This window comes from Sphingobium lactosutens (genome assembly GCF_013393185.1).
Taxonomy (GTDB): domain Bacteria; phylum Pseudomonadota; class Alphaproteobacteria; order Sphingomonadales; family Sphingomonadaceae; genus Sphingobium; species Sphingobium lactosutens_A.
Genome location: NZ_QJQX01000018.1, coordinates 107,794 through 127,391, shown reverse-complemented (window position 1 = coordinate 127,391; position 19,598 = coordinate 107,794). Strand labels below are relative to the sequence as shown.

At 63.5% G+C, this 19,598-nt stretch carries 19 protein-coding genes; 9 read left to right on the top strand and 10 right to left on the bottom strand.

Annotated elements, in window-relative coordinates:
• The first annotated feature begins 98 nt into the window (after nt 1-98).
• Complete coding sequence (locus tag DM806_RS01750) at nt 99-389, top strand: GIY-YIG nuclease family protein (protein ID WP_179041560.1); 291 nt, start codon at nt 99-101, stop codon at nt 387-389.
• A 155-nt stretch (nt 390-544) separates the two neighbouring features.
• Here the strand turns inward: DM806_RS01750 and DM806_RS01745 are convergent, their stop codons facing one another.
• The 4 genes from DM806_RS01745 to DM806_RS01730 are packed head-to-tail and all read right to left on the bottom strand — an operon-like array spanning nt 545 to nt 4,017.
• Nucleotides 545-958 (bottom strand): acetyl-CoA carboxylase biotin carboxyl carrier protein, encoded by a 414-nt coding sequence (locus DM806_RS01745; RefSeq protein ID WP_179041544.1) that lies wholly within the window; start codon nt 956-958, stop codon nt 545-547.
• On the bottom strand, nt 955-2,667 hold the full coding sequence (locus tag DM806_RS01740; protein WP_179041543.1) for a pyruvate, phosphate dikinase: 1,713 nt from the start codon (nt 2,665-2,667) through the stop codon (nt 955-957). The genes DM806_RS01745 and DM806_RS01740 overlap by 4 nt, the downstream gene beginning before the upstream one ends.
• 4 nt (nt 2,668-2,671) lie before the next feature.
• The gene (locus DM806_RS01735) at nt 2,672-3,277 is read right to left on the bottom strand and encodes a hypothetical protein (RefSeq protein WP_179041542.1); all 606 of its coding nucleotides are present in this window, start codon (nt 3,275-3,277) and stop codon (nt 2,672-2,674) included.
• A complete protein-coding gene (locus DM806_RS01730; RefSeq protein ID WP_179041541.1) occupies nt 3,274-4,017 on the bottom strand; it encodes a PEP-utilizing enzyme in 744 nt (247 codons plus the stop codon). Before DM806_RS01730 ends, DM806_RS01735 begins: the two co-directional genes overlap by 4 nt.
• A gap of 159 nt (nt 4,018-4,176) precedes the next feature.
• On the opposite strand from DM806_RS01730, the gene surE reads away from it, so the two are divergent.
• Nucleotides 4,177-4,968: a 5'/3'-nucleotidase SurE gene (surE, locus tag DM806_RS01725; protein ID WP_179041540.1), complete on the top strand. Its 792-nt coding sequence runs from the start codon at nt 4,177-4,179 to the stop codon at nt 4,966-4,968.
• A complete protein-coding gene (locus DM806_RS01720; protein WP_179041539.1) occupies nt 4,965-5,627 on the top strand; it encodes a GntR family transcriptional regulator in 663 nt (220 codons plus the stop codon). Before surE ends, DM806_RS01720 begins: the two co-directional genes overlap by 4 nt.
• A gap of 13 nt (nt 5,628-5,640) precedes the next feature.
• Here the strand turns inward: DM806_RS01720 and DM806_RS01715 are convergent, their stop codons facing one another.
• The 6 genes from DM806_RS01715 to DM806_RS01690 all read right to left on the bottom strand — a co-directional run bounded on the left by DM806_RS01715 (nt 5,641) and on the right by DM806_RS01690 (nt 13,431).
• On the bottom strand, nt 5,641-6,867 hold the full coding sequence (locus DM806_RS01715; protein ID WP_179041538.1) for a thiolase family protein: 1,227 nt from the start codon (nt 6,865-6,867) through the stop codon (nt 5,641-5,643).
• Nucleotides 6,867-8,417, bottom strand: coding sequence for a class I adenylate-forming enzyme family protein (locus DM806_RS01710; protein ID WP_179041537.1), 1,551 nt, complete (start codon nt 8,415-8,417; stop codon nt 6,867-6,869). Before DM806_RS01710 ends, DM806_RS01715 begins: the two co-directional genes overlap by 1 nt.
• Nucleotides 8,418-8,547: 130 nt before the next feature.
• Nucleotides 8,548-10,005: a pyruvate carboxylase gene (locus DM806_RS01705; RefSeq protein ID WP_179041536.1), complete on the bottom strand. Its 1,458-nt coding sequence runs from the start codon at nt 10,003-10,005 to the stop codon at nt 8,548-8,550.
• Nucleotides 10,006-10,010: 5 nt separating this feature from the next.
• On the bottom strand, nt 10,011-11,375 hold the full coding sequence (locus DM806_RS01700) for an acetyl-CoA carboxylase biotin carboxylase subunit (RefSeq protein WP_179041535.1): 1,365 nt from the start codon (nt 11,373-11,375) through the stop codon (nt 10,011-10,013).
• Nucleotides 11,376-11,380: 5 nt separating this feature from the next.
• Nucleotides 11,381-11,884: an acetyl-CoA carboxylase biotin carboxyl carrier protein gene (locus DM806_RS01695; protein WP_179041534.1), complete on the bottom strand. Its 504-nt coding sequence runs from the start codon at nt 11,882-11,884 to the stop codon at nt 11,381-11,383.
• Nucleotides 11,881-13,431 (bottom strand): hypothetical protein, encoded by a 1,551-nt coding sequence (locus tag DM806_RS01690; RefSeq protein ID WP_179041533.1) that lies wholly within the window; start codon nt 13,429-13,431, stop codon nt 11,881-11,883. The genes DM806_RS01695 and DM806_RS01690 overlap by 4 nt, the downstream gene beginning before the upstream one ends.
• A 715-nt stretch (nt 13,432-14,146) precedes the next feature.
• Here DM806_RS01690 and DM806_RS01685 point away from each other — a divergent pair.
• From DM806_RS01685 to cofC, 6 genes are all read left to right on the top strand, one after another.
• Nucleotides 14,147-15,088 (top strand): NAD-dependent epimerase/dehydratase family protein, encoded by a 942-nt coding sequence (locus tag DM806_RS01685; protein WP_179041532.1) that lies wholly within the window; start codon nt 14,147-14,149, stop codon nt 15,086-15,088.
• A 71-nt stretch (nt 15,089-15,159) separates the two neighbouring features.
• Nucleotides 15,160-15,756 carry a hypothetical protein gene (locus DM806_RS01680; RefSeq protein ID WP_179041531.1) on the top strand — a complete coding sequence of 199 codons (597 nt, stop codon included), beginning with the start codon at nt 15,160-15,162 and terminating at the stop codon, nt 15,754-15,756.
• Between the two features lie 63 nt (nt 15,757-15,819).
• Entirely contained in the window at nt 15,820-16,965 is a 1,146-nt protein-coding gene (locus tag DM806_RS01675) for a Vgb family protein (RefSeq protein WP_179041530.1), read from the top strand.
• A 313-nt stretch (nt 16,966-17,278) separates the two neighbouring features.
• Nucleotides 17,279-18,016 (top strand): coenzyme F420-0:L-glutamate ligase, encoded by a 738-nt coding sequence (gene cofE, locus DM806_RS01670; RefSeq protein WP_179041529.1) that lies wholly within the window; start codon nt 17,279-17,281, stop codon nt 18,014-18,016.
• Nucleotides 18,013-18,939 (top strand): 2-phospho-L-lactate transferase, encoded by a 927-nt coding sequence (gene cofD, locus DM806_RS01665; protein WP_179041528.1) that lies wholly within the window; start codon nt 18,013-18,015, stop codon nt 18,937-18,939. The genes cofE and cofD overlap by 4 nt, the downstream gene beginning before the upstream one ends.
• Nucleotides 18,936-19,484, top strand: a complete 549-nt coding sequence (cofC, locus tag DM806_RS01660) for a 2-phospho-L-lactate guanylyltransferase (RefSeq protein WP_179041527.1) — start codon at nt 18,936-18,938, stop codon at nt 19,482-19,484. Before cofD ends, cofC begins: the two co-directional genes overlap by 4 nt.
• Nucleotides 19,485-19,598 lie beyond the last annotated feature (114 nt).

Genomic DNA, 19,598 nt, shown 5'->3' with positions numbered 1-19,598 from the left:
TGGCGGATTATCTCGCGTGACTATATGGCAGGCGATATAAATTAAGCGTCATGCCAGCGAAGGCTGGCATCTCAGGGCGTGGTGCGCGACAGTTGGGTATGGCGCGAGGCGGTTGCACTTACATTATGACCAACAAGCCGAGAGGCGTGCTCTATATCGGGGATACTGCTGAGCTTGCGGCGCGTATCGAGCAGCATCGCAGCGGGACTGGCTCGGCCTTTTGTAGGAAATATGGCCTGACGCGCCTCGTTCTGGTGGAAATGCATGATGACATCACATTGGCCATTGCTCGCGAAAAGGCGCTCAAGGCATGGAAGCGAGACTGGAAAATCCGACTGATTGAGGAGAGCAATCCCGATTGGCTGGATATAATGCATCTTATTCTATGACCGCCTGAGACCCCAGCCTTCGCTGGGGTGACGGGTGTGGAATGGCCGCTTTCGAGCGATATGGCAACGCGTCTAACCGTCCATTTCTGGTCGTTAGCGGACATCCTACGAAACGCCGGTCGCCTCCCCCGCAAACGACAGCCGGACCGGCAGGATCAGGCTGCCAGCAAGCGGACCAACGGGACGGCATATTCGATCAGGGCGCCGGGCTGGACGAGGACTTCCGTGATCATGCCGGGCTGCTCTGCAAACAGGTCGATCGGCTCGCCCAGCAGTTCGATCCGCGCGACGGCATCGCCGGCGGCCACCGTGCTCCCGACCGCCAGAGCGAAAACGAAGGACGCGATATGGGGCGCGGCGATCACCTGTTCGGCCCCGGTCGCCTCGATCGGGGGAGCAGACTCCGGCACCGCAGCGGCTCGATCGATCGGCGCACGGAGCGGGTTGGCGCCACCGCCAGGCCTGGCGACGAACAGCTCATAATCGTCCGTGCGCAGGTGAATATCGCCATAGCCGGACTGGCGGAAGAGGCGCAGCAAGGCACGCGTGTCGGTGACGATGTCGTTCATGCGGCTTCCCCCAGCAGGGCGAGCAGCGCGGGCAGCACCGGCTCGGTCACGATGGTCCGCACCCCCTGTGCGCGCGCGAGGCGGGCAGTGTCGGGATTGGCGAGGGTCGCGCCGCGCGCCGCCGCCGCGCCGTGGAGCAGGGCAGGCAGTTCATCAGGCTCGCCGCCCGACCAGAGCGCGTCGATATCGACCACGCCGTCTAGGCCGGCTGCATCAGCCGGGCGCAGGACGCGCACCGGGCTGCGGTCCCGCGCCCATTCGATGAGTTGGGTGAGCCGGGCATCCTTCGCCTCGTCGGGCATTTCCACCGGCAATTCGCCCGCATAGACGCGGCCCGTCTCACCGTCGACGGTGACGAGGGCGCCGAGCTGCGGCCCGTTGCCGTCGCCGACACCGACCACGCAGGGGCGGCCGAGCGCGCGGCTGACGACGGCGGCATGGGAGGTGGAACCACCCTGCTCCGTCACCACCGCCTTCGCCGCGATCATGCCATGGATATCGTCGGGGCTGGTGGTGGCGCGGACCAGGATCACCGCCTCGCCAGCGGCGGCGCGCCGTTCCGCCTCATCGGGATCGGTGACGACCGTGCCGCAGGCGACGCCGGGGCAGGCCCCCTCCCCCTGCGCGACGACAGCGGCATCCTGCACCTCGCCGCCAAGGCGCGGCAGCAGCAGCGCGCGCACCTGTTCGGGACTGACGCGGGCAAGCGCCTGATCGATATCGATCAGCCCTTCGCCGACCATCTCCACCGCTGCCCGCACCGCCGCGTCGGGCGCGCGCTTGGCCGATCGGGCCTGAAGCAGATAGAGCGTGCCGCTCTGCACGGTAAATTCGATATCCTGCATGTCGCGATGCTCGCGCTCCAGCCGGGCGGAGGCGTCCAGCAGCGTGGCATGGGCGGCCGGTTCGCAATCATGCATGGCGTCGAGGGCGAGCGGAGTGAACTTGCCGGACACGACATCCTCGCCCTGCGCGCGGGGCAGATATTCGCCATAGGGCAAAGCCTCGCCGGTCAGCGGGTTGCGGCTGAACAGCACGCCGGTGCCGCTGCGCTCGTCAAGATTGCCGAACACCATCGCCTGAATGGTGACGGCGGTGCCCATGTCGTGCGGGATATTGTTGTGCTCGCGATATTTCTTCGCGCGGCGCGTGTTCCAGCTATCGAACACGGCGCGAACCGCACCGGTCAGGCATTCTCGCGGCGTAGCGGGCACGTCGACCTGTCCGCGCCAGTCGGCCGGCATGGCCTCATGGTCTAGTTCGACCGGGTTTTTCAGTACGATCGAGGCATAAAGTTCGAGGAAGCGGCGATGCGTGTCGCGGGCGAAATCCGGCAGGCCGGACTCGGCGGCGAGCGCAGCCTCCGCCGCATCATCTATGCCGAGATTCAGCACCGTGTCCATCATGCCGGGCATGGAAATGGCCGCGCCGGAGCGGACCGAGAGGAGGAGCGGCCTGTCCATGCCGCCAAAGCTGCGGCCGGTGGCGGCATCCAGCCATTGCAGGCCCGCCTCTATCTCCGCCTCCAGCCCTTCGGGGAAATCCCCCTGCGCCAGATAGGCGTTGCAGGCCTGCGTCGTGATGACGAAGGCCGGCGGCACCGGCAGGTCCATGCCCCGCATCCGCGCGATCGACCATGCCTTGCCGCCGATCAGGCTGCGGTCGGGCAGGCTCGTGCCGTCCAGCAGGACGGTCCAGTTGGATGACATCAGATTATTCCTCCCGGACCCGGCCCATGATGCGGAGCAGATCCTCGTGCAGTTCGAACCAGATGGTGTGATAGCTGTCGCGGCGGATGTCGCTGACCCACGCATGGTCGCCATCCTCGGCGGCTTCGAGCGCGGCGAGCAGCTTGCCGGCGTAGAATTGCAAGCGCGGCCAGCGGGCGGCGAGTTGCTTCAATATCGGCTCTACCTGTTCATGCACGTCGCCCAAACGGTCGATCACCGCTTCGTCATGGGCGCGGTCGCTATGGTCGTTGGCGACCTTGTTGCCGCCGATGCTGATCGTCTGCCAATCGGTGATGACCTGTTTCAAGGTCTTGTTCACCCGTTCGAAGGCGAGATAGGCGGCTTCGAACGCCTTGTCCTGCCGCAGCGGCGTGAAGTGCAGGCCATAGCGTGCCTCCAGCGCCACGCGGGTCAGCGGCGCGAGGATGAAGGCTTCACCCGTATCCACCACCCGGCCGGTCGCGACCGCGTCGGCAAGGAGCGTCGACACGCGCGGTTCGGGCAGGCCGACCAGCGCAGCGATGGCGGCGGCACCGGCATGGCGCTTGATGGCGACGCCGTGGAAGACGAGATCGCGGTCATCAATCATGCCGTTGCCTCCTCTTTGGCGAGGCGCCAGACGCGGCCGACGCGCTCCACCCCCTGCTGATAATCCTCGGTGGTCTTGGCGGCCGCTGTCGCTTCGATCGTGACCGTGTCGCCATCGGCGATGCCGGCGATCTTCGCGTTCATAAGGCAGGGAATATTATATTCGCGGGTCAGGATGCCGAGATGCGAGCGGACCGTGCCGCCCGCGCAGATGACCCCGCTGAATTGTTCGATAATCGGCGCGGTCAGCGTGCCGCCGCTATCGTCGATCACCGCGATGATGCCGGGCGGAACGCCGTTGGTCAGATAGTCCAGCACCCGCTCATTGGTGCGGATGAAGCGGGCGATGCCGGTGATGTCGGCATCGTGGCGCACGACATTGTCGCCCACGCCGGCTAGCGCGCGGCCCGATGCGTCGGGTTCGCCCTGCGGCGCGTCGGGGTGAGAGAAGCTTTCATCCACCTGATCGCCGTCACCGCGCGACTTGTAGATATCCGGTCGTTCCGCGACGGAAATCCCGGCCGACCAGTCGAAGCGATGGCCGGTGGCGAGCAGCCGCCGTTCGACTTCGACCATATCCGCTTTGGTCAGGGCCGTGCTGCTTGCGCGAAAAGCGTCCCAATCCTGTCCCGATTGCGCGAAGCGGTCGTGCAACCTTTCCTGCACAAGGCTCAGCGTCGCCTCCACCAGCGGCGAAGCCGGCGGGCGCCCCTTGTGCGCATTGTCGATGGGCAACCCCATGCATCTCTCCTGTCTTGTGAGTCTGCGCTCTCCCCATCGATGTGCCGGGTCGCGGCCGTGCTGTCAAGTATCTGACAGATGAAATCGTCGGACGATATTGACGACAAACTCCGACTCATCTAGCGTGTCGGCCAAAGACCATGATCCGGGAGAGAATGCGTGACCGCCAAGCCCAACCCGCGCGTATTGATCGTCAATGACGACGGCATAGACGCGCCCGGCATCCTGCTACTGGAAGAGGTGGTGCGTCAGTTTACCGACGATGTGTGGGTCGTTGCGCCGGACGAGGAACGGTCGGGCGCAGGCCATAGCCTGTCCCTGTCCTACCCGATCCGGGTCAAGCAACGCGACGAGCGACATTTCGCGGTCAAGGGCACGCCGACCGACTGCGCGCTGCTGGGCGTCTATGAACTGCTGGGCGACCGCAAACCCGACCTGCTGCTGTCGGGCATCAATCGTGGGCCGAACCTGGCGGAGGATATCACTTATTCCGGCACGGCGTCGGCAGCGATCGAAGGGGCGATGCTGGGCATTCCGTCGATCGCGCTCAGCCAGATCTGGACGTACCAGACGCCCGTCCATTGGGACACGGCGCGTCATTATACCGCGCAGATATTGCCCAGGCTGCTCGATCTGGAATGGAAGCAGGGCAGCTTCGTCAACGTGAATTTTCCGCATTGCCCGCTGGACGAGGTGAGCGGCGTGCGGGTGACGACGCAAGGGATGCGGCCGCCTGGCTCCTTCAAGCCGATGGGGCGCATCGACGAGCGGCATGTACCCTATTACTGGATCAAGATCGCCTTTCCGGATGGCGGCGCCGCCGAGGGGAATGATCTGGCTGCGGCGCGCGACAATGCCGTGTCGATCACCCCGATGCAGCTCGACATGACGGCGCACGACCAGTTGCCCGGATTCCGCACGCTGTTCGAGACGGAACCGGTGCAGGCATGAACGCGCCCACCACGATCGGCACCACCGAAAAGGTCGCGGACGCCATCCGATCAGGCATCCGCACCGGCCAGTTCGTTCCGGGACAGCATCTGGTCGAGGCGGAACTGACGCTGCGGCTGGGGATCAGCCGATCTTCGCTGCGTGAAGCGCTGCGCCACCTGTCGGGTGACGGCATTGTTGCGATCCATCGCTATCGCGGCGCGCATATCAACCGGCTCAGCCGGCGCGAGGTGCGCGATCTGCTGGAGGTACTGGAGCAGCTGGTGCGGCTGGCCGCCCGGCTGGGCGCTGCGTCAGGCCATGCCAATCGCGGCCTGATGGACGCCGCACTGGAAGCGGCCCGACGCCATGGCGAGGATGGTGATCATCGCAGCTATATCGCCGCGCGGCAGGCTTTTTACGACTGCCTGTTCGAAGTGGCGGGCAATCAGGAATTGCCGCGGGTGACGCCGTTGCGCCGGGCGGACCTGTTCCGCGCGCAGATCCGCCCCTACCAGACCCGCGCGCAGCAGGATTCGCATACGGACGGCTATCGACTGATCGCGCAGACGGTGAATGCGGGGAATGTCGAAGAGGCGGAAGCGGCGGTCGCAGCACTTTTCGCGCAGACGCGCGCGATGGTCGATACGCTGCCGGATGAGGCTTTCGACGTAGGGTAGTCCTCCATGTTGGTTATGGCGCCGCGAGGATCGTCACCGCGCTCAGCCCATCCTCCACCCCGTAAAAGCCGCCGCTATTCTCCGCCAGCCCAATACGCGCGCCCTCCACTTGGCGCTTTCCGGCGGCACCGCGCAACTGCGTGACCAGTTCGTGGATCTGCCCGAGTCCCGTCGCGCCCAGCGGATGACCTTTCGACACCAGACCGCCCGACACATTGGTCGGGATGCGCCCGCCCAGCGCCGTGACGCCAGCCTCCGCATCATGCCCCGCCTGCCCCGGCGCGCAGAGGCCAAGCGCCTCCACCTGCACGATTTCGCCGGAGGAGCTTGCGTCATGGACTTCGGCGACATGCACGTCCTGCGGGCCGACGCCGGCCTTTTCATAGGCGCGGGCCGACACGATGCGGGTGACGTGACGGGCATAATCGTCTGGCGCCCGGTCGCTGCCGCTCTGCGATTCCGTCGCCAGCACGCGCACCGGCCGCGCCTGCGGGAAGCGGCCGAGCAGGGCGCCGGCGCACAATATCGCCGCCGCCGCACCGTCGCTGATCGGGGCGCACATTGGCACCGTCAGCGGCCAGCTGACATTGGGCGCGGCGAGCACTTCCTCGATGCTCATGGCGTTGCGATATTGGGAGAGCGGGTTGAAATGCGAATGGATGTGGTTCTTGGCGGAGACGGCCGCAATCTGCCGCTGGGTCGCGCCATAGGTCGCCATGTAGAGCCGGGCCTGCGCGGCATAGGCGTCCATCATGATATTGGGACCGGGACCGTCCAGCCCTTCGGGTGCGGGAGCCAGCATGCCCTGCGTCGCGTCGATATAACGCTGGGCCTCCGCCGCATCGAGCGGTTGCTGGAACACGGCGAAGCGCTTTTCGCGATCGGCGCTGTAGAGCTTTTCCACGCCCACGATCAGCGCCACATCGGTCAGGCCCGCGCGGATATAGTCGGCCGCGACATGCAGGCCGATCGTCGCGCTGGCGCAGGCAGCCTCCACATGCAGCACGCGGACGCCCTGTATGCCGAGCGGACGCAGTGCATATTCGCCGGGGATCGACATTTCGCCAGCGAAGAAGCCCTGAATGACGTTGCTGTAGATCGCCATGCCAAGATCGCTGGACTTCGCGTGGGCGTCGGCCAGCGCCTCGCTGACGGCCTGTTGGGCCAAGTCCGTATGGGTGCGATCAATATGACGGCCGAAGGGCGTCATGCCGACGCCGATGATATGGACGTCGCGCATCAGATTTTCCTCCCCGCCTCTTCCCAATAGGGTTTGCGCAGTTCCGCGCGGGAAACCTTGCCGGCGTTGGTGCGTGGCAACTGGCCGACGATCTCGATCCGCTTGGGCGTCTTGACCGCGCCGAGCGCTTCGCGGGCGAAGGCGATCAGCGCCGCTTCCTGCGGCTCTTGGCCGGGGCGGGGTTCGACGAAAGCGATCACCGCCTCCCCCCATTTCTCATCAGGAATGCCGACGACCGCGCAATCCTGCACCGCGTCGTGGGCGAGCAGCGCCTTTTCCACCTCCGCCGGATAGACGTTGAAGCCGCCGGAAATGATCATGTCCTTCTTGCGATCCACCACATAGAACCAGCCATCCGCGTCGCGCAGGCCGATGTCGCCGGTATGGTGCCAGCCATAGGTGGAGACTTCGGCGGTCGCCTGCGGATTTTTATAATAACCCGCCATCACCAGCGGCCCGCGCACGACGATTTCGCCCCGCTCGCCCGGCGGCAGGATATGGCCGTCATTATCCATGATCTCGACGATGGAGAGCAGGTTCGGCCGGCCGCAACTGCCCGGATGGGCGAGATCGCCGGCCGCGTTCAGATGTTCGTGCGGCGGCATTGCGGTGACGCACATGGGCGCTTCGGTCTGGCCGAAGCTGGCGTTCATGACCGGGCCGAACACATTGATCGCTTCCTTGAGGCGATCGAGCGACATGGGCGCGCCGGCATAGCTGATATATTGCAGGCTGGAAAAATCGGCCTGCGCCACGCCGGGGTGCGAGAGCAGCATGTAGATCGCCGTGGGCGGCAGGAACATATAGGTGACGCGATGCTGCTCGATCGCCTCGATCACCGGGCCGGGTTCGAATTTGGGCAGGATGACGACCGTGCCGCCCAGCGCCATGCTGGCAAGCGCGAGCGGGCCGGCCGCATGGGTCATGGGCGCAGCCACCATGTTCACCGGCGGTGTGGTCATCGGCATGGACGCGACCAGGCTGGACACGAGCGCCTGCCAGTTGCCGTTGGTCAGCATCACGCCCTTGGATCGCCCCGTCGTGCCGCCGGTATTGGCGAGGAAGCCCAGTTCCTGCGCGCCGCCGGTGCGGCGTTGCGGAACTGGCGGGGCGTCAGGGTCGATCCGGTCTTCAAGGTAGAAATCCGCCTCCGCGAAGGGACGATCCAGCGCGATATAGCGGCGGATATTGGGGCATTCGTTGCGGAAGGTCGCGATCCGGTCCGCCACGTCGGAATGGATGAACAGCGTGTCGATATCGAGCAGGTCGAACAGATAGGCGTTCTCGCCCGTGCTGGCGCGGTTGTTGGCCATCGCCCAGACGCCGTCTGCGCGCAGGATGCCCAGCACCGCCTCGAACGCGACCATTGCGTTGCCGCTCAGCACGGCAGCATGGGCGCCGGGCGCGAAGCCGTCCGCGATCAGCAGCGCCGCGATGGCGTTCACGCGGGTCGCGACCTCGGCATAGCTTTTCCGCGTGTCGCCCTCGATCATGCAGGGGCGATCATGGGCGATGCGCAGGCCGCGATCGAAATAGTCGATCATTCGCATGAGGTGGTTTTCCTTGGCGCTATTCGCCCTCACCCTTCCCACCCGGCTGCGCCGGGCGGGCCCCTTCCCTCTCCCGCCGGGAGAGGGAAGGGAGGCGCGAAGCGCCGGAAGGGTGAGGGTGACATGAAAATTACCGCCGCAGCGTAAGGTCGAGCGCGCTGGACCTGATCTGAACCAGCGGCGCATTGGCCATCTTCACCAGCTTCTGCACCTGCGCCAGTTCGGGCGAAGAAAGCGTCGGATAATCCCGCGCCACTGGCCCCGCCTTGCGCATCTTCTCGATGTCCGATGCCGGGACCAGCGCGCGCAGGATCAGTTCGTCATCATCCTCCCCGGTGCCATGACGGCGGCGCAGTTCGGCAAGGTCCGGCTGTTCGGGCGGATTGGCGAGGATTTCCTTCGCGCGCGGCTTCGCCATGATCTGATCCATGACATGAGCGTCGATCGGCGCGACCGGATCGCCATAATAGCCCGCCGCATATTGGATCACCTCGTCAGGAACGACCGAATAGCGCTTGCCGGTGACGATGTTCAGCACTGCGAGCGTGCCGACCAGTTGGGCGAAGGGCGTCGCCATGCCGGGATAGCCGAGTTCGCGCCGGACCAGCGCGACTTCCGCCAGCACGGCAGGCAGCTTGTCGAGCATGTTCTGCTGCACCAGTTGCGCGCGCAGCGTGCCCATCATCCCGCCCGGAATCTGATGCTTGAGCGCGGTTACGTCATATTCGAAGAACTGGTTGACCAGGAAACCGGCCGCCTTGCCCACCCGCTCGAAATGATCGGCGACGGGCGGCAATTTGCTGGTGTCGATATTGTGGGTATGGCCCATCATCTCGACATTCTTCGTCATGATCTCGATCGAGGGGATGGACGGACCATTGGCCATCGGGCGAACGGCGGTGTGCAGCACGGTCACGCCGAACTCGATCGCGTCCATATAGGTCTTGGCAGACTGGCCGAGCATATTGTTGGCGTGCATCTCGATCGGCTTGCCGCGCGATTTCGCCACGATGGCCGGCACGAGCGTCGAAATACGGTCGCGGTCCAGAACCCCGCCCGTGTCGTAGAGCAGCAGGCTGTCGACTTCGGGCAACGCCGAAAGCTTGTCCGCCTTGTCCGCATAATAGGCGTCGTCATGCACCGGCGAGAGGGTGAAGAGCATCGTCCCGGCCACCTGACAGCCATGGCCCTTGGCGATCTTCGCCAGTCGGTGCATCTTGTCGATGTTGAAGAGGACGTCGTAGAGCCAGAAACTGCGGATGCCGTGGGCGCAGAGGCGATCGACCCAGAGGTCCATCAGCACATCCGGCGTGAAGCCGAACGTCACCGATCCGTTGGAGCGGCACCCCGCCCGCAGCGGCGTGTTGGGCATGGACCCGATCAGCAGGTCGAGGCCCGCCCAGGGATCTTCCTGGCAATGGCGGGTCAGCACCTCGAACAGCGACGATCCGGCGAGGCTGATGATATTATAGCCGGTCCGGTCGATGATAGGCGTCACCGGCAGCGCCATGCCGGCCTGCATCCGCATGCCCCACAGGCTCTGCTGCCCGTCGCGCATCGTTTCGTCGAGGAAAGTGATATGGGCCATGCCAGTTACTCCTGTGGCGCGCCGTCGGCGAGCAGCACCTGCTCCAGCCAGCGTGTGTGGATGCGGTTTTCGATAAAGTCGGGATGGCGCACGATCGCGCGGTGCAGGCCGATGGTGGTCGGTACGCCCTCCACCCGGAACTGGTCGAGCGCGTCGGTCAGCTTCGCCACCGCGTCGGCGCGGTCGCTGCCATGGACGATCAGCTTGCCGATCATGCTGTCGTAGAAGGGCGGGATTATCGCCCCCTCCGACATATGGCTGTCGAGGCGAATGCCATCCCCTTGCGGCACATGCCAGCCGGTGATGCGGCCGGGGACGGGGATGAAGCCCCTGCCCACATCCTCCGCATTGATGCGACATTCGATGGCGTGGCCGGTGACGCGGACTTTGTCCTGCGTCGCCGACAGCGGCGACCCGCCGGCTATGCGTATCTGCTCTTGCACCAGATCGAAGCCGGTGATCATTTCGCTGACCGGATGCTCGACCTGGATGCGGGCGTTGACCTCTATGAAATAGACTTCCTCGCGGGCGACATCGTAGAGAAATTCCGCCGTACCGGCGTTGCGATATTGGACGCTGGAAGCGAGCGCGACTGCGGCTTTGTGGAGTTGCTTGCGCACGCGATCGGGCATGGCGGTGCAGGGCGCTTCCTCGACCAGCTTCTGGTAACGGCGCTGGACCGAGCAATCGCGTTCGCCGAAATGCACGACCTTGCCGCTGCCGTCGCCCATCAACTGAACCTCGACATGGCGGGCTTGCGGCACGAAGCGTTCCATGAACAGGCGGCCGTCGTTGAAGGCGGCAAGGGCTTCGGCGCTGGCCTTGTGGAAGCCGGCCTCGACCTCCTCGGCATTGTTCGCAATCACCATGCCGCGCCCGCCACCGCCGGCCGACGCTTTAAGCAGCACGGGGTAGCCGATGCGGTCGGCTTCACGCCTAGCGTCGGCGGCGCTGGCGATCTCTTCGCTGCCGGGGACCAGCGGCACGCCGGCGGCTTTCGCCATCGCGCGGGCCTGCAACTTGTCGCCAAGCGCATCGATCATGTCGGGTTCGGGACCGACGAAGGCGATCCCATGTTCGGCGCAAAGACGCGGCAGGATGGCGCGTTCGGACAGGAAGCCATAGCCCGGATGCAGCGCATCGCAGCCGGCCGCCTTCGCGGCATGGACGACAAGGCGCGGGTCGAGATAGGATTTCGCGGCCGGACCTGGGCCGAGAACGAGCGCCCGATCGGCCAGCTTGGCGGCGGCGCTGCCCCGGTCGGCATCGGATATGCCGACGACGGTTTCGGCGTTGAGGCCCTGCGCGGCGCGCACGATCCGGAGCGCGATTTCGCCGCGATTGGCGATGAAGAGGCGGTTGACGGCCATCGCTCTTACCCCGGAATGACAGCGAAGAGCGGCTGGTCGGCTTCCACCATCGCGCCGTCGGTGGCTAGGATGGCATGGACTGTACCGGACAAGCCTGCGCGGACGGCGGTGAAGAGCTTCATCACTTCGACCAGACACATTTCCGTGTCGGCGGTGACGACCGATCCGACATCGACATAGACCGGCGAACCGGGCTTGGGCGCACGATAGAAGGTGCCGAGGTAAGGCGCACGGACGATGACGGCATTGTCGGGCAGATCGCACGGTGCGGCGGTCGGAACGGCTGCCAGCTCTGGTGTCGCAGTCGGCGCGGCGGAAGCTGGCACGATCGGCTCCACCCGCACCGCAACCGCCTGCGCGCCGAGGCCAGGCGCAGACGCATCGGTCGACAGGTAGATTTCGACATCCCCTGCGCGCACATGCAGTTCGCGCATGCCCGACGCCTGAAAATCGGCGATCAGCGCCTCGATATCCGCAAGCGCCGCGCCATTGGTTTTTGGCCCGCTCATGCCGTCTTCTCCCGCAGGGCTTCTATCTGGTCGCGTGTCAGCCCGACGCCCCTGCCCTTCAGGAGCCGCGACTGTTCCTGTTCGAGCGCATAGAGCGCCGCGACGTCGGCATTGTCGGGCGCGCCGCGCACGCTGCTGTCGCACAGGAAACGATAGGGGTGCCGCATCTGCGCCGGTAGGAAGGCCGCCGCGCGCGCATTATAGTCCGCCAGCATCAGCGCCCCCGCGCTCGTGACATAGCGATCCACCTTCTCGGTCAGATGAGTGACGCCAGGCGCGACATGCGCGCTGCTGGGCGGCACGTCGCCGTTCAGCACGGAATGGGGGATATGCGAGATGTAGCGGGCCGGTCTGCCATTATGCATCATCATCGCATAGTCGTGCAGCTGCTGACTGGGCAGGTCGACCAGCCCCACCAGCTCGCCCAGGAAATCGCGGCCGAATTCGTCGTTCAGCAGCGGCCGGAAACGATCGGCGCGCTCGTCGATCTTCATCCAGTCGTCGACGTCATAGACGCCCGCGACATGAGCGAAATCCTTGATGAGGCTGAAATAGACTAAAGCGCCAGCGTCCATCATCTGATCGCGCGACCAGTTGGCCATGTTCTTCCACAGGTCTACGGTCGCGGTGCGGAAGGTTTCGGTCAGGCTTTCAAACATCCCGGCCAGTTCCTCCGCCGATCCCATGCCGACGGGGACATGGTTTTCGGTCAGCACGTCCGACGTGTAAAGGCCGATGCCGGTCAGCTTTTCCGCCGTGAACTCCGGCTTGGATTCGAAGCTGCCCCAATCGTCCATCAGGTAGAAGTGGCAGTCGGTCGCCTCCATGGTGACGGTCAGGTTCGGATAGGGAATGGCGTCCGCCACCCCATCCAGCCAGGGATAGTCGCCCTGCGCCAGATCGGTGAAGTCGCGCACCACAAGTTCGCGGTTTTCCGCCAGCTTGTAGGGACCGCTATTGTTGAGCGTGCAGCGGCTCTCGCAGGACACAAGGAAACCATATTGCGAGACGGTGGCGAGGAAGGCCTGCGCCGCCTTGTGCAAGCGGTCGCCGTTGGAACAGGCATGCAGGTCGGCATGGAAGCGCTGGATGCGGCGTTCGGGCAGAAGCTGGACGCGCTGGCCATATTCGCGGGCGTTGAGATGCCCGTCCTCGCGCTGCTGCGCCAGTTTGAAGCGGCGCCAGAAGTCCATGACATAGGCGACATCCTCGGCATCGTCGGCCGGGGTCTGGAGGCCCATATTGATGAGGATCTCGCGCCCCAGCAGGAAGAAGGTGGGCAGGCCCCAGCCGGGCAGGTTGCCGAACTTGCCGCCCATGGCTCTCGCCCGGTCGCCAATCTCCTCGGCCTTCATCTTCGACTCGATCTTCCGCAGCAAGGCCGGGTAGCGATAATAGCAGCAGAGATAGGACAGCAGCATGTAGGAGGGAACCGGAAACAGCTTGGATTCCTGCACGGTGCGCGTCACGCACAGCCAATAGGTATCGTCGCCGATCGTCTGGATGGCGTTGTTAGCCTCCAGCAGCCGCACATAATCCAGCGTCATTTATCCACCGGTCCCTGGCCTGCGGCGACAGACATGATGCTCTCCTCTCCATGGTCTTCTTGATTCGTACAGACTTTATAGTCGATCAATATCGTCTGACAATCCTAAAGATGGATGGATTTGCGTCTCTTGCCTGCCGAAGGTACGAGGCGGGTCAGAAGTCGCGGATAATCTTGTTGAAAGGCGCGCCGCACCGGACAGTTGTTCCGGCAGGACATGACGGTCGATGGCTCGTCCACATTCGCATATGGGATCAGCGGCGCCATCGGGACGAACGCCTCATTCTGCGCGACGCGCGGTTCATGGCCGGCTCAAATCAGCAATTGCGTCAGCTCGGGCGCATCGCGCTCGTGCGCACATATCCAGGTCCATCCCGACCGCTCCCCATTGCGATCCATAGCCGGCATTACGTCTTCACCAATGGAGCCATCCCGGCAGAGAGATGGGACCACGAGCGCCTCACCAAAGGAAATATATTGCATTTTTAGTTCGCATACATATCATGTTGACCGATAACGATTCGACATGGAGGGTCAGGCAGCCAAGCAGGCATTTGCCCATTTTGCACATGCGAACGAAAGTTTCCGGGTCAATTCGCGCTTATCTTCCGACATGATCGGAGCAGTACAGCCTTGATACCCGATTGGCGAAGGCATTCCTCGCGGGATGAATCTTCATGCATTCATGTTGCGCGACCGATTAAGAAAGAAACAAAATGAAAGTTCTTGTTTTTGGCGCATCTGGTTACATCGGCAGTCATATAGCCAAACATCTCGTGCAACATGGTCATATCGTGAACGGCTTTGTGCGCAATGAGAGTTCGGCCATAACCGTTTCTGACCTTGGCGCCGGCATAATTTCAGGAGATCTTTCCGATACGGGATCCATCTCTGATATGGTCGGGGATCATGATGCGGTCATCTGGGCTGCCCAACTCATGCTCGAAGAGGAACTTCGCGTCACTTCCGCGTTGATCGACGCGTTGGCGGATACGGATCGTCCATTGATATTTACGAGCGGCACCAGTCTCATGTCGATACCGACAAATGGCGATTGGGACGAGCGCAGTTTTGCCGAAGATGAACCATTCGAGCCTCGCCGCCAGATCGCGCCACGTCTGGAAGCTGAACAACTCGTCCGAAGTTCGGTCGAACGTGGCGTCAAAGCCATGGTCATCCGTCCGCCCATGATCTGGGGCAATGGCGGCTGCCGATTGATATCGGACTTCTATCATTCCGCCCGTGCCACCGGATCGGTTTGCTATATTGGACGTGGCCTCAACGTCTATTCCAACGTCCATGTCGAGGATCTGGCCGAGCTTTACCGATTGGCGCTGGAAAAGGGCCAGGGTGGCGCCCTTTACTTTGCCGTCAGTGGGGAAGTGTCTTACGGCGTTATCGCCCGCACCATTGCCGATACTTTGGGCGTCGGGACACGCAGCATAACCGTGGAGGAGGGCTGCGAGATATGGGATCGCTTCATGGGCCGGATCGTGATGTGCTCCTGTTCGCGGCAGCGCTCGCCCCGTGCCCGCGAGGAACTGGGCTGGAAACCCCGCGAAGACAGGCTGGATATCCTGGATGAGTGCAGCAATCCTGCCTATGCGCTGGAAAGTGAACGCGCATTGCCTTCCTGGGTTCGGCCCGGAACCGGCTGATTTTTCGGGGGAACATGATCGATGATTGGCCGGGTCCGCCATACGGATTTGGGACGATGGAGTTTGGGCGCATGCACGACTGGGTCGAACAGAATATTGTCGGGCGGAGCTTGCACAAGTGGATCGTCGCTGCGCTTTTGACCGCCTCAATGGCGATGTGGATCGGCTGGAAAGTCATCGCACCGGGAGAATCGACGGATAAGGAACCGATCACCATTGCCGACGCGCCCGGTGATTTGCCCAACGCGTCAGCCGGGCCGGAAAATGCGGGCGGTTCATCCAATCCCCTGCCCTCCTCTCTCTCTGCACCCGCCGCGCTTCGGCAGCATTTGGCTTCTGAACCACGCGATCCGTCATGGTCGCCTCAAGCCGAAAGGGCCTTGGACGCCTATTTCAACGATAGCGACAACAGATCGGCTGTCAGGACAGCAGTATATTGCTCTAACGCGCACTGCGTTGCCGCGGGCACGATTGCGGGTTCGAACCAGCCAGCCGCGCTCCGCAATTCCATGCAAACCATTCAGGACAAGGCGACGAATGCGACAAAAGCCTGGTTAGGCTTTGCGCCGGGCGCCACCGTTTCATTTTCGGCAGCCCCTTCCACACCCGGCATCCTCCTGTTCACGGCCTATGTCGCGCGCAAGGAGGAACGGCCAGCCGGTCAGTAGGGCGCGCAAACTTTCAGTCCCTTTCCAATCTTTATTCAAACACAACAAGTGAGGGAGAAGAGCATGAAAGACATTGATGTAATCAACCGCCGACCGGGATCACGCACCGGGAGAAAATGGAAGCTGAAGGCCCTGCTCGTAACATTTACGACAATGATGGGCATAGGGGTCAGCGAACAGGCCTCGATTGCCCAGCTACTTCCCGGACCATCATCGCAAATCACCGATTATGCGCTGCCCAATGTCCTTTCCGGACCTTGCGAAATCGAATTTGATCGACGAGGCAAAGCCTGGATCGAAGAAGTGGTCGGTAATGCGATAACCCGTTATGATCCGTCGAGCGGACAGTTCACCCGCTATCCCTTGTCGCAGCCCGGCGCCTTGCCCGGCGGTATCGAGATCGGTCCCGATGACGGCATATGGTTTCCGGAACTGACGGCCAATCGGATCACCCGCATCGATGCGGTGACGGGTACCAGTGAAAGCTACCCCATTCCCTTCGGACAGATCGTCAGCGGAACGCTCAACATCGGCGCAGCCGTCGCGACGGATATGGCCGCCGGTCCCGACAATGGCATCTGGTTCAGCATGTCGGGCATGGGCGCGATCGGACGGATCGACATTACGACCAAGCAGGTCGAGGTCATCACCCTGCCCACACCGCTGTCGACGGTCAGTGCCCTGACCCAGATCATCCAGCGCGGCCCCGGCAATCTCATGGTCATCTCGCTGGCCGCCGCCAACAAGATCGCCACCATCGATGTGTTCACACGCCAGATCAAGGAGTATACCATACCGACACCCGCCGCACTGCCTCAGGGCGTGACGACCGACCGTGACGGGATGATCTGGTTCACGGAAACCGGCGCACAAAAATTCGGCAAACTCGACGTCAATACCGGCCAGATCCAGGAATTCTCGATATTGGCGTTGCGCGCGCAGATTGGGCTGCAATTGTCGCTGGGCAATCCCTTGCCCTTCCCCGGACCGATCCGCCAAGGATCGGATGGCAAGATATATTTCGCGCAGGGCGGTTTCGAAGCCGGCAACAAGATCGGCCAATATGATCCCCTCACGGGCACCTACAAGGAATTCATCGTGCCCACGGCCGCCGCAGGCATATGCGACATCAACAACAGTCAGGATGGCGCGATCTGGTTCGGTGAATTCACCGGGAACAAGATTGGGAAATTGCGCATCACCAGTTGAAGCCCAGCCTCTTCAGGCCGCCGTTCCCCCAAATGGACGGCGGTCTACTCTTTCTCTTGTCGGACGGCATGTTGATAGGCCAGGCGGCTTTGCACCTCGCCTGCCGGATCCATATGTGACCAAGCTCGTCGACGCCGCTTCTGATGCACAAGAGGCGATGTCGTCTTTCAGGGCGCTAGCAGACGATCATTCCGTCGATCTGAGCATGTGCGATCGCAACCGGGATCGATCCGGCGGGCTTGATTTATTCTTGGCATTATGCCGGGGTGAAGTATGCCATCCCCGAACAGGAGACAGCTATGGCGGCACGGGCATGATCGAGATAATTACGCTTGGCGGTATCCCCGAAGTGCAGGAGGGCGCGCATCTCGACCTGCTGCTGGCCGATGCGCTCCAGGCGGCCGGGCTGGAACGGCGTGACGGTGACATATTGGTCGTGACGCAGAAAATTCTGTCCAAGGCGGAAGGGCGGATGATCCGCCTCGATACGGTCGAGCCGGGGGCCGAGGCGCTGGAACTGGCGGAACTGACATATAAGGATCCTCGTCTGGTTGAACTGGTGCTGGCGGAATCCACTGCTATCGTGCGCGCCGCCCCCCATGTGCTGATCGCCCGGCATCGGCTGGGCCATGTCATGGCGAATGCAGGGATCGACCGATCGAACATAGGCGAGGGTGATACGGAGCGCGCCTTGCTGCTGCCTGTCGATCCTGACGCATCGGCGGCCGAACTGGCGCAGGCGTTGGGGATGCCGGTCGTCATATCCGACAGTTTCGGGCGCCCCTGGCGCATGGGCGTGGTTGCGGTGGCGATCGGCGCTGCCGGGCTTCCTGCGCTGCTCGACCGGCGGGGCGAGCGGGACCGCGACGGCCGGGCGCTGGAAGTGACGCAGATTGCCGTCGCCGACATGATCGCAACCGCCGCCTGCCTGGTCATGGGCGAAGGGGCGGAGGGCGTGCCCGCCGCACTGGTGCGCGGCTATCATGTCGAAGGACCGGATGCGCCCGCCGCCGCGCTGGTGCGCTCCGAAGCGGAGGACCTGTTCCGGTGACGCGCGCCGTCGTCCTGACCGGGGGTGTGGGCGGCGCCAAGCTGGTCCATGGCCTGATCGATGTCCTGCCTGCGCAGGATGTGACCGCGATCGTCAATACCGGCGATGATTTCCGACATCTGGGTCTACATGTCTCGCCCGACATCGACACGCTGATCTATACATTGTCGGGCAAGGCCAATCGCACGCTTGGCTGGGGGCGGGAAGGCGAAAGCTGGGCCTTCATGCAGGTGCTGCGCGAACTGGGCGGGCCGGACTGGTTCCAACTGGGGGACGGCGATCTGGCGCTTCATGTTCTGCGATCGCTGGCTCTGGCGGAAGGCAGGACGCTTTCTGCGGTGACGGCGGACCTTGCGGACCGTTTCGGCATCGGCTGCACCATATTGCCCATGTCCGACGCATCCGTACCGACCATCATTGACAGCGACGAGGGGCGGCTGGAATTCCAGCGCTATTTCGTGGAGCGGCAATGCAGGCCATCCGTGCGCGCCATCCATTTCGAAGGCGCTGTCGACGCCGCGCCCGCGCCCGGCGTTCTGGAGGCGATCGCCGAAGCGAATATGATATTGATCGCACCGTCCAATCCTTTCCTCAGCGTCGATCCGATCCTGGCGATCCCGGCCATCCGCAAGGCTTTGCGGGAACGGCGCGCCCCGGTGGTCGCCGTATCGCCGCTGATCGGCGGGCAGGCGGTCAAGGGGCCGACCGCCAAACTGATGGCCGAACTGGGGCTGGCGGTCAGCAACCAGAGCATCGCGCGCCATTATGACGGGCTGATCGACGGCTTGCTGATCGATACGGGGGATCAGAGGGACGATCCGGGCGTCGCCGTCAGCGCCTGCGCCACGCTGATGAAGGACCGGGAGGACAAGGCGCGGGTGGCCAGCCAGGCTATCTCCTTTGCCACGCGTCTCGCGCAATGAACGGATGGACGGCCATCGTCCCGCTGAAGATGGGCGCGATGAGCAAGTCGCGCCTGACATCGCTATCCGAACCTGGCGCGCGCGAGGCGCTCGCGGCCGAGATGGCACGCCGGGTTATCAGTTGCCTGTCGACCCTATCCGCGATCGACCGGACCGTCCTGCTCTCGCCCGCACCGCTGGCAGACTGCAACGCCATATGGATGCGGGATGAGGGCCGGGGGCTGAACGCGGAAATTGCATCGGCCCGCGACGCCCTGGCCCCCGCCAGCATCGCCATCATCTTTGCCGATTTGCCCATGCTGACCAGCGCCGATGTCGATGCCCTGCTAAAGAGCGCCGCGGATGGCGGAGCGATCGCGCCCGATCGCCATGGCAGCGGAACCAATGCCCTGGCGCTGGTCGATCCTGCCGGCTTTGATTTCCATTTCGGTACGGACAGTTTCGCCCGCCATCGGGCGCAAAGGGCAAGGCTTGCGGTGGTGCGCATGCCGGGGCTGGCCAATGATCTCGACACGCCCCAGGATCTGCGGCTCTTTACCCAATGACGTGTTTGCAATCAACACACCGCCAATAGCGCCGTCTGCGATGCTCTGGGCGCCCTTTTGCATCCTGGCCATGTCGGCCAAGCTTCACGATCATGGCATGACCATGGAATATTA

Bases quoted from the DNA above. Each gene is read 5' to 3' on its own strand.
- DM806_RS01735 (WP_179041542.1), bottom strand. From the start codon at position 3,277: ATGATTGATGACCGCGATCTCGTCTTCCACGGCGTCGCCATCAAGCGC.
- DM806_RS01675 (WP_179041530.1), top strand. From the start codon at position 15,820: ATGAAAGACATTGATGTAATCAACCGCCGACCGGGATCACGCACCGGG.
- DM806_RS01740 (WP_179041543.1), bottom strand. From the start codon at position 2,667: ATGTCATCCAACTGGACCGTCCTGCTGGACGGCACGAGCCTGCCCGAC.
- cofE (WP_179041529.1), top strand. From the start codon at position 17,279: ATGATCGAGATAATTACGCTTGGCGGTATCCCCGAAGTGCAGGAGGGC.
- DM806_RS01685 (WP_179041532.1), top strand. From the start codon at position 14,147: ATGAAAGTTCTTGTTTTTGGCGCATCTGGTTACATCGGCAGTCATATA.
- DM806_RS01690 (WP_179041533.1), bottom strand. From the start codon at position 13,431: ATGACGCTGGATTATGTGCGGCTGCTGGAGGCTAACAACGCCATCCAG.
- DM806_RS01710 (WP_179041537.1), bottom strand. From the start codon at position 8,417: ATGCGAATGATCGACTATTTCGATCGCGGCCTGCGCATCGCCCATGAT.
- DM806_RS01695 (WP_179041534.1), bottom strand. From the start codon at position 11,884: ATGAGCGGGCCAAAAACCAATGGCGCGGCGCTTGCGGATATCGAGGCG.
- cofC (WP_179041527.1), top strand. From the start codon at position 18,936: ATGAACGGATGGACGGCCATCGTCCCGCTGAAGATGGGCGCGATGAGC.
- DM806_RS01680 (WP_179041531.1), top strand. From the start codon at position 15,160: ATGCACGACTGGGTCGAACAGAATATTGTCGGGCGGAGCTTGCACAAG.
- DM806_RS01750 (WP_179041560.1), top strand. From the start codon at position 99: ATGGCGCGAGGCGGTTGCACTTACATTATGACCAACAAGCCGAGAGGC.
- DM806_RS01715 (WP_179041538.1), bottom strand. From the start codon at position 6,867: ATGCGCGACGTCCATATCATCGGCGTCGGCATGACGCCCTTCGGCCGT.
- DM806_RS01745 (WP_179041544.1), bottom strand. From the start codon at position 958: ATGAACGACATCGTCACCGACACGCGTGCCTTGCTGCGCCTCTTCCGC.
- DM806_RS01720 (WP_179041539.1), top strand. From the start codon at position 4,965: ATGAACGCGCCCACCACGATCGGCACCACCGAAAAGGTCGCGGACGCC.
- DM806_RS01730 (WP_179041541.1), bottom strand. From the start codon at position 4,017: ATGGGGTTGCCCATCGACAATGCGCACAAGGGGCGCCCGCCGGCTTCG.
- DM806_RS01705 (WP_179041536.1), bottom strand. From the start codon at position 10,005: ATGGCCCATATCACTTTCCTCGACGAAACGATGCGCGACGGGCAGCAG.
- DM806_RS01700 (WP_179041535.1), bottom strand. From the start codon at position 11,375: ATGGCCGTCAACCGCCTCTTCATCGCCAATCGCGGCGAAATCGCGCTC.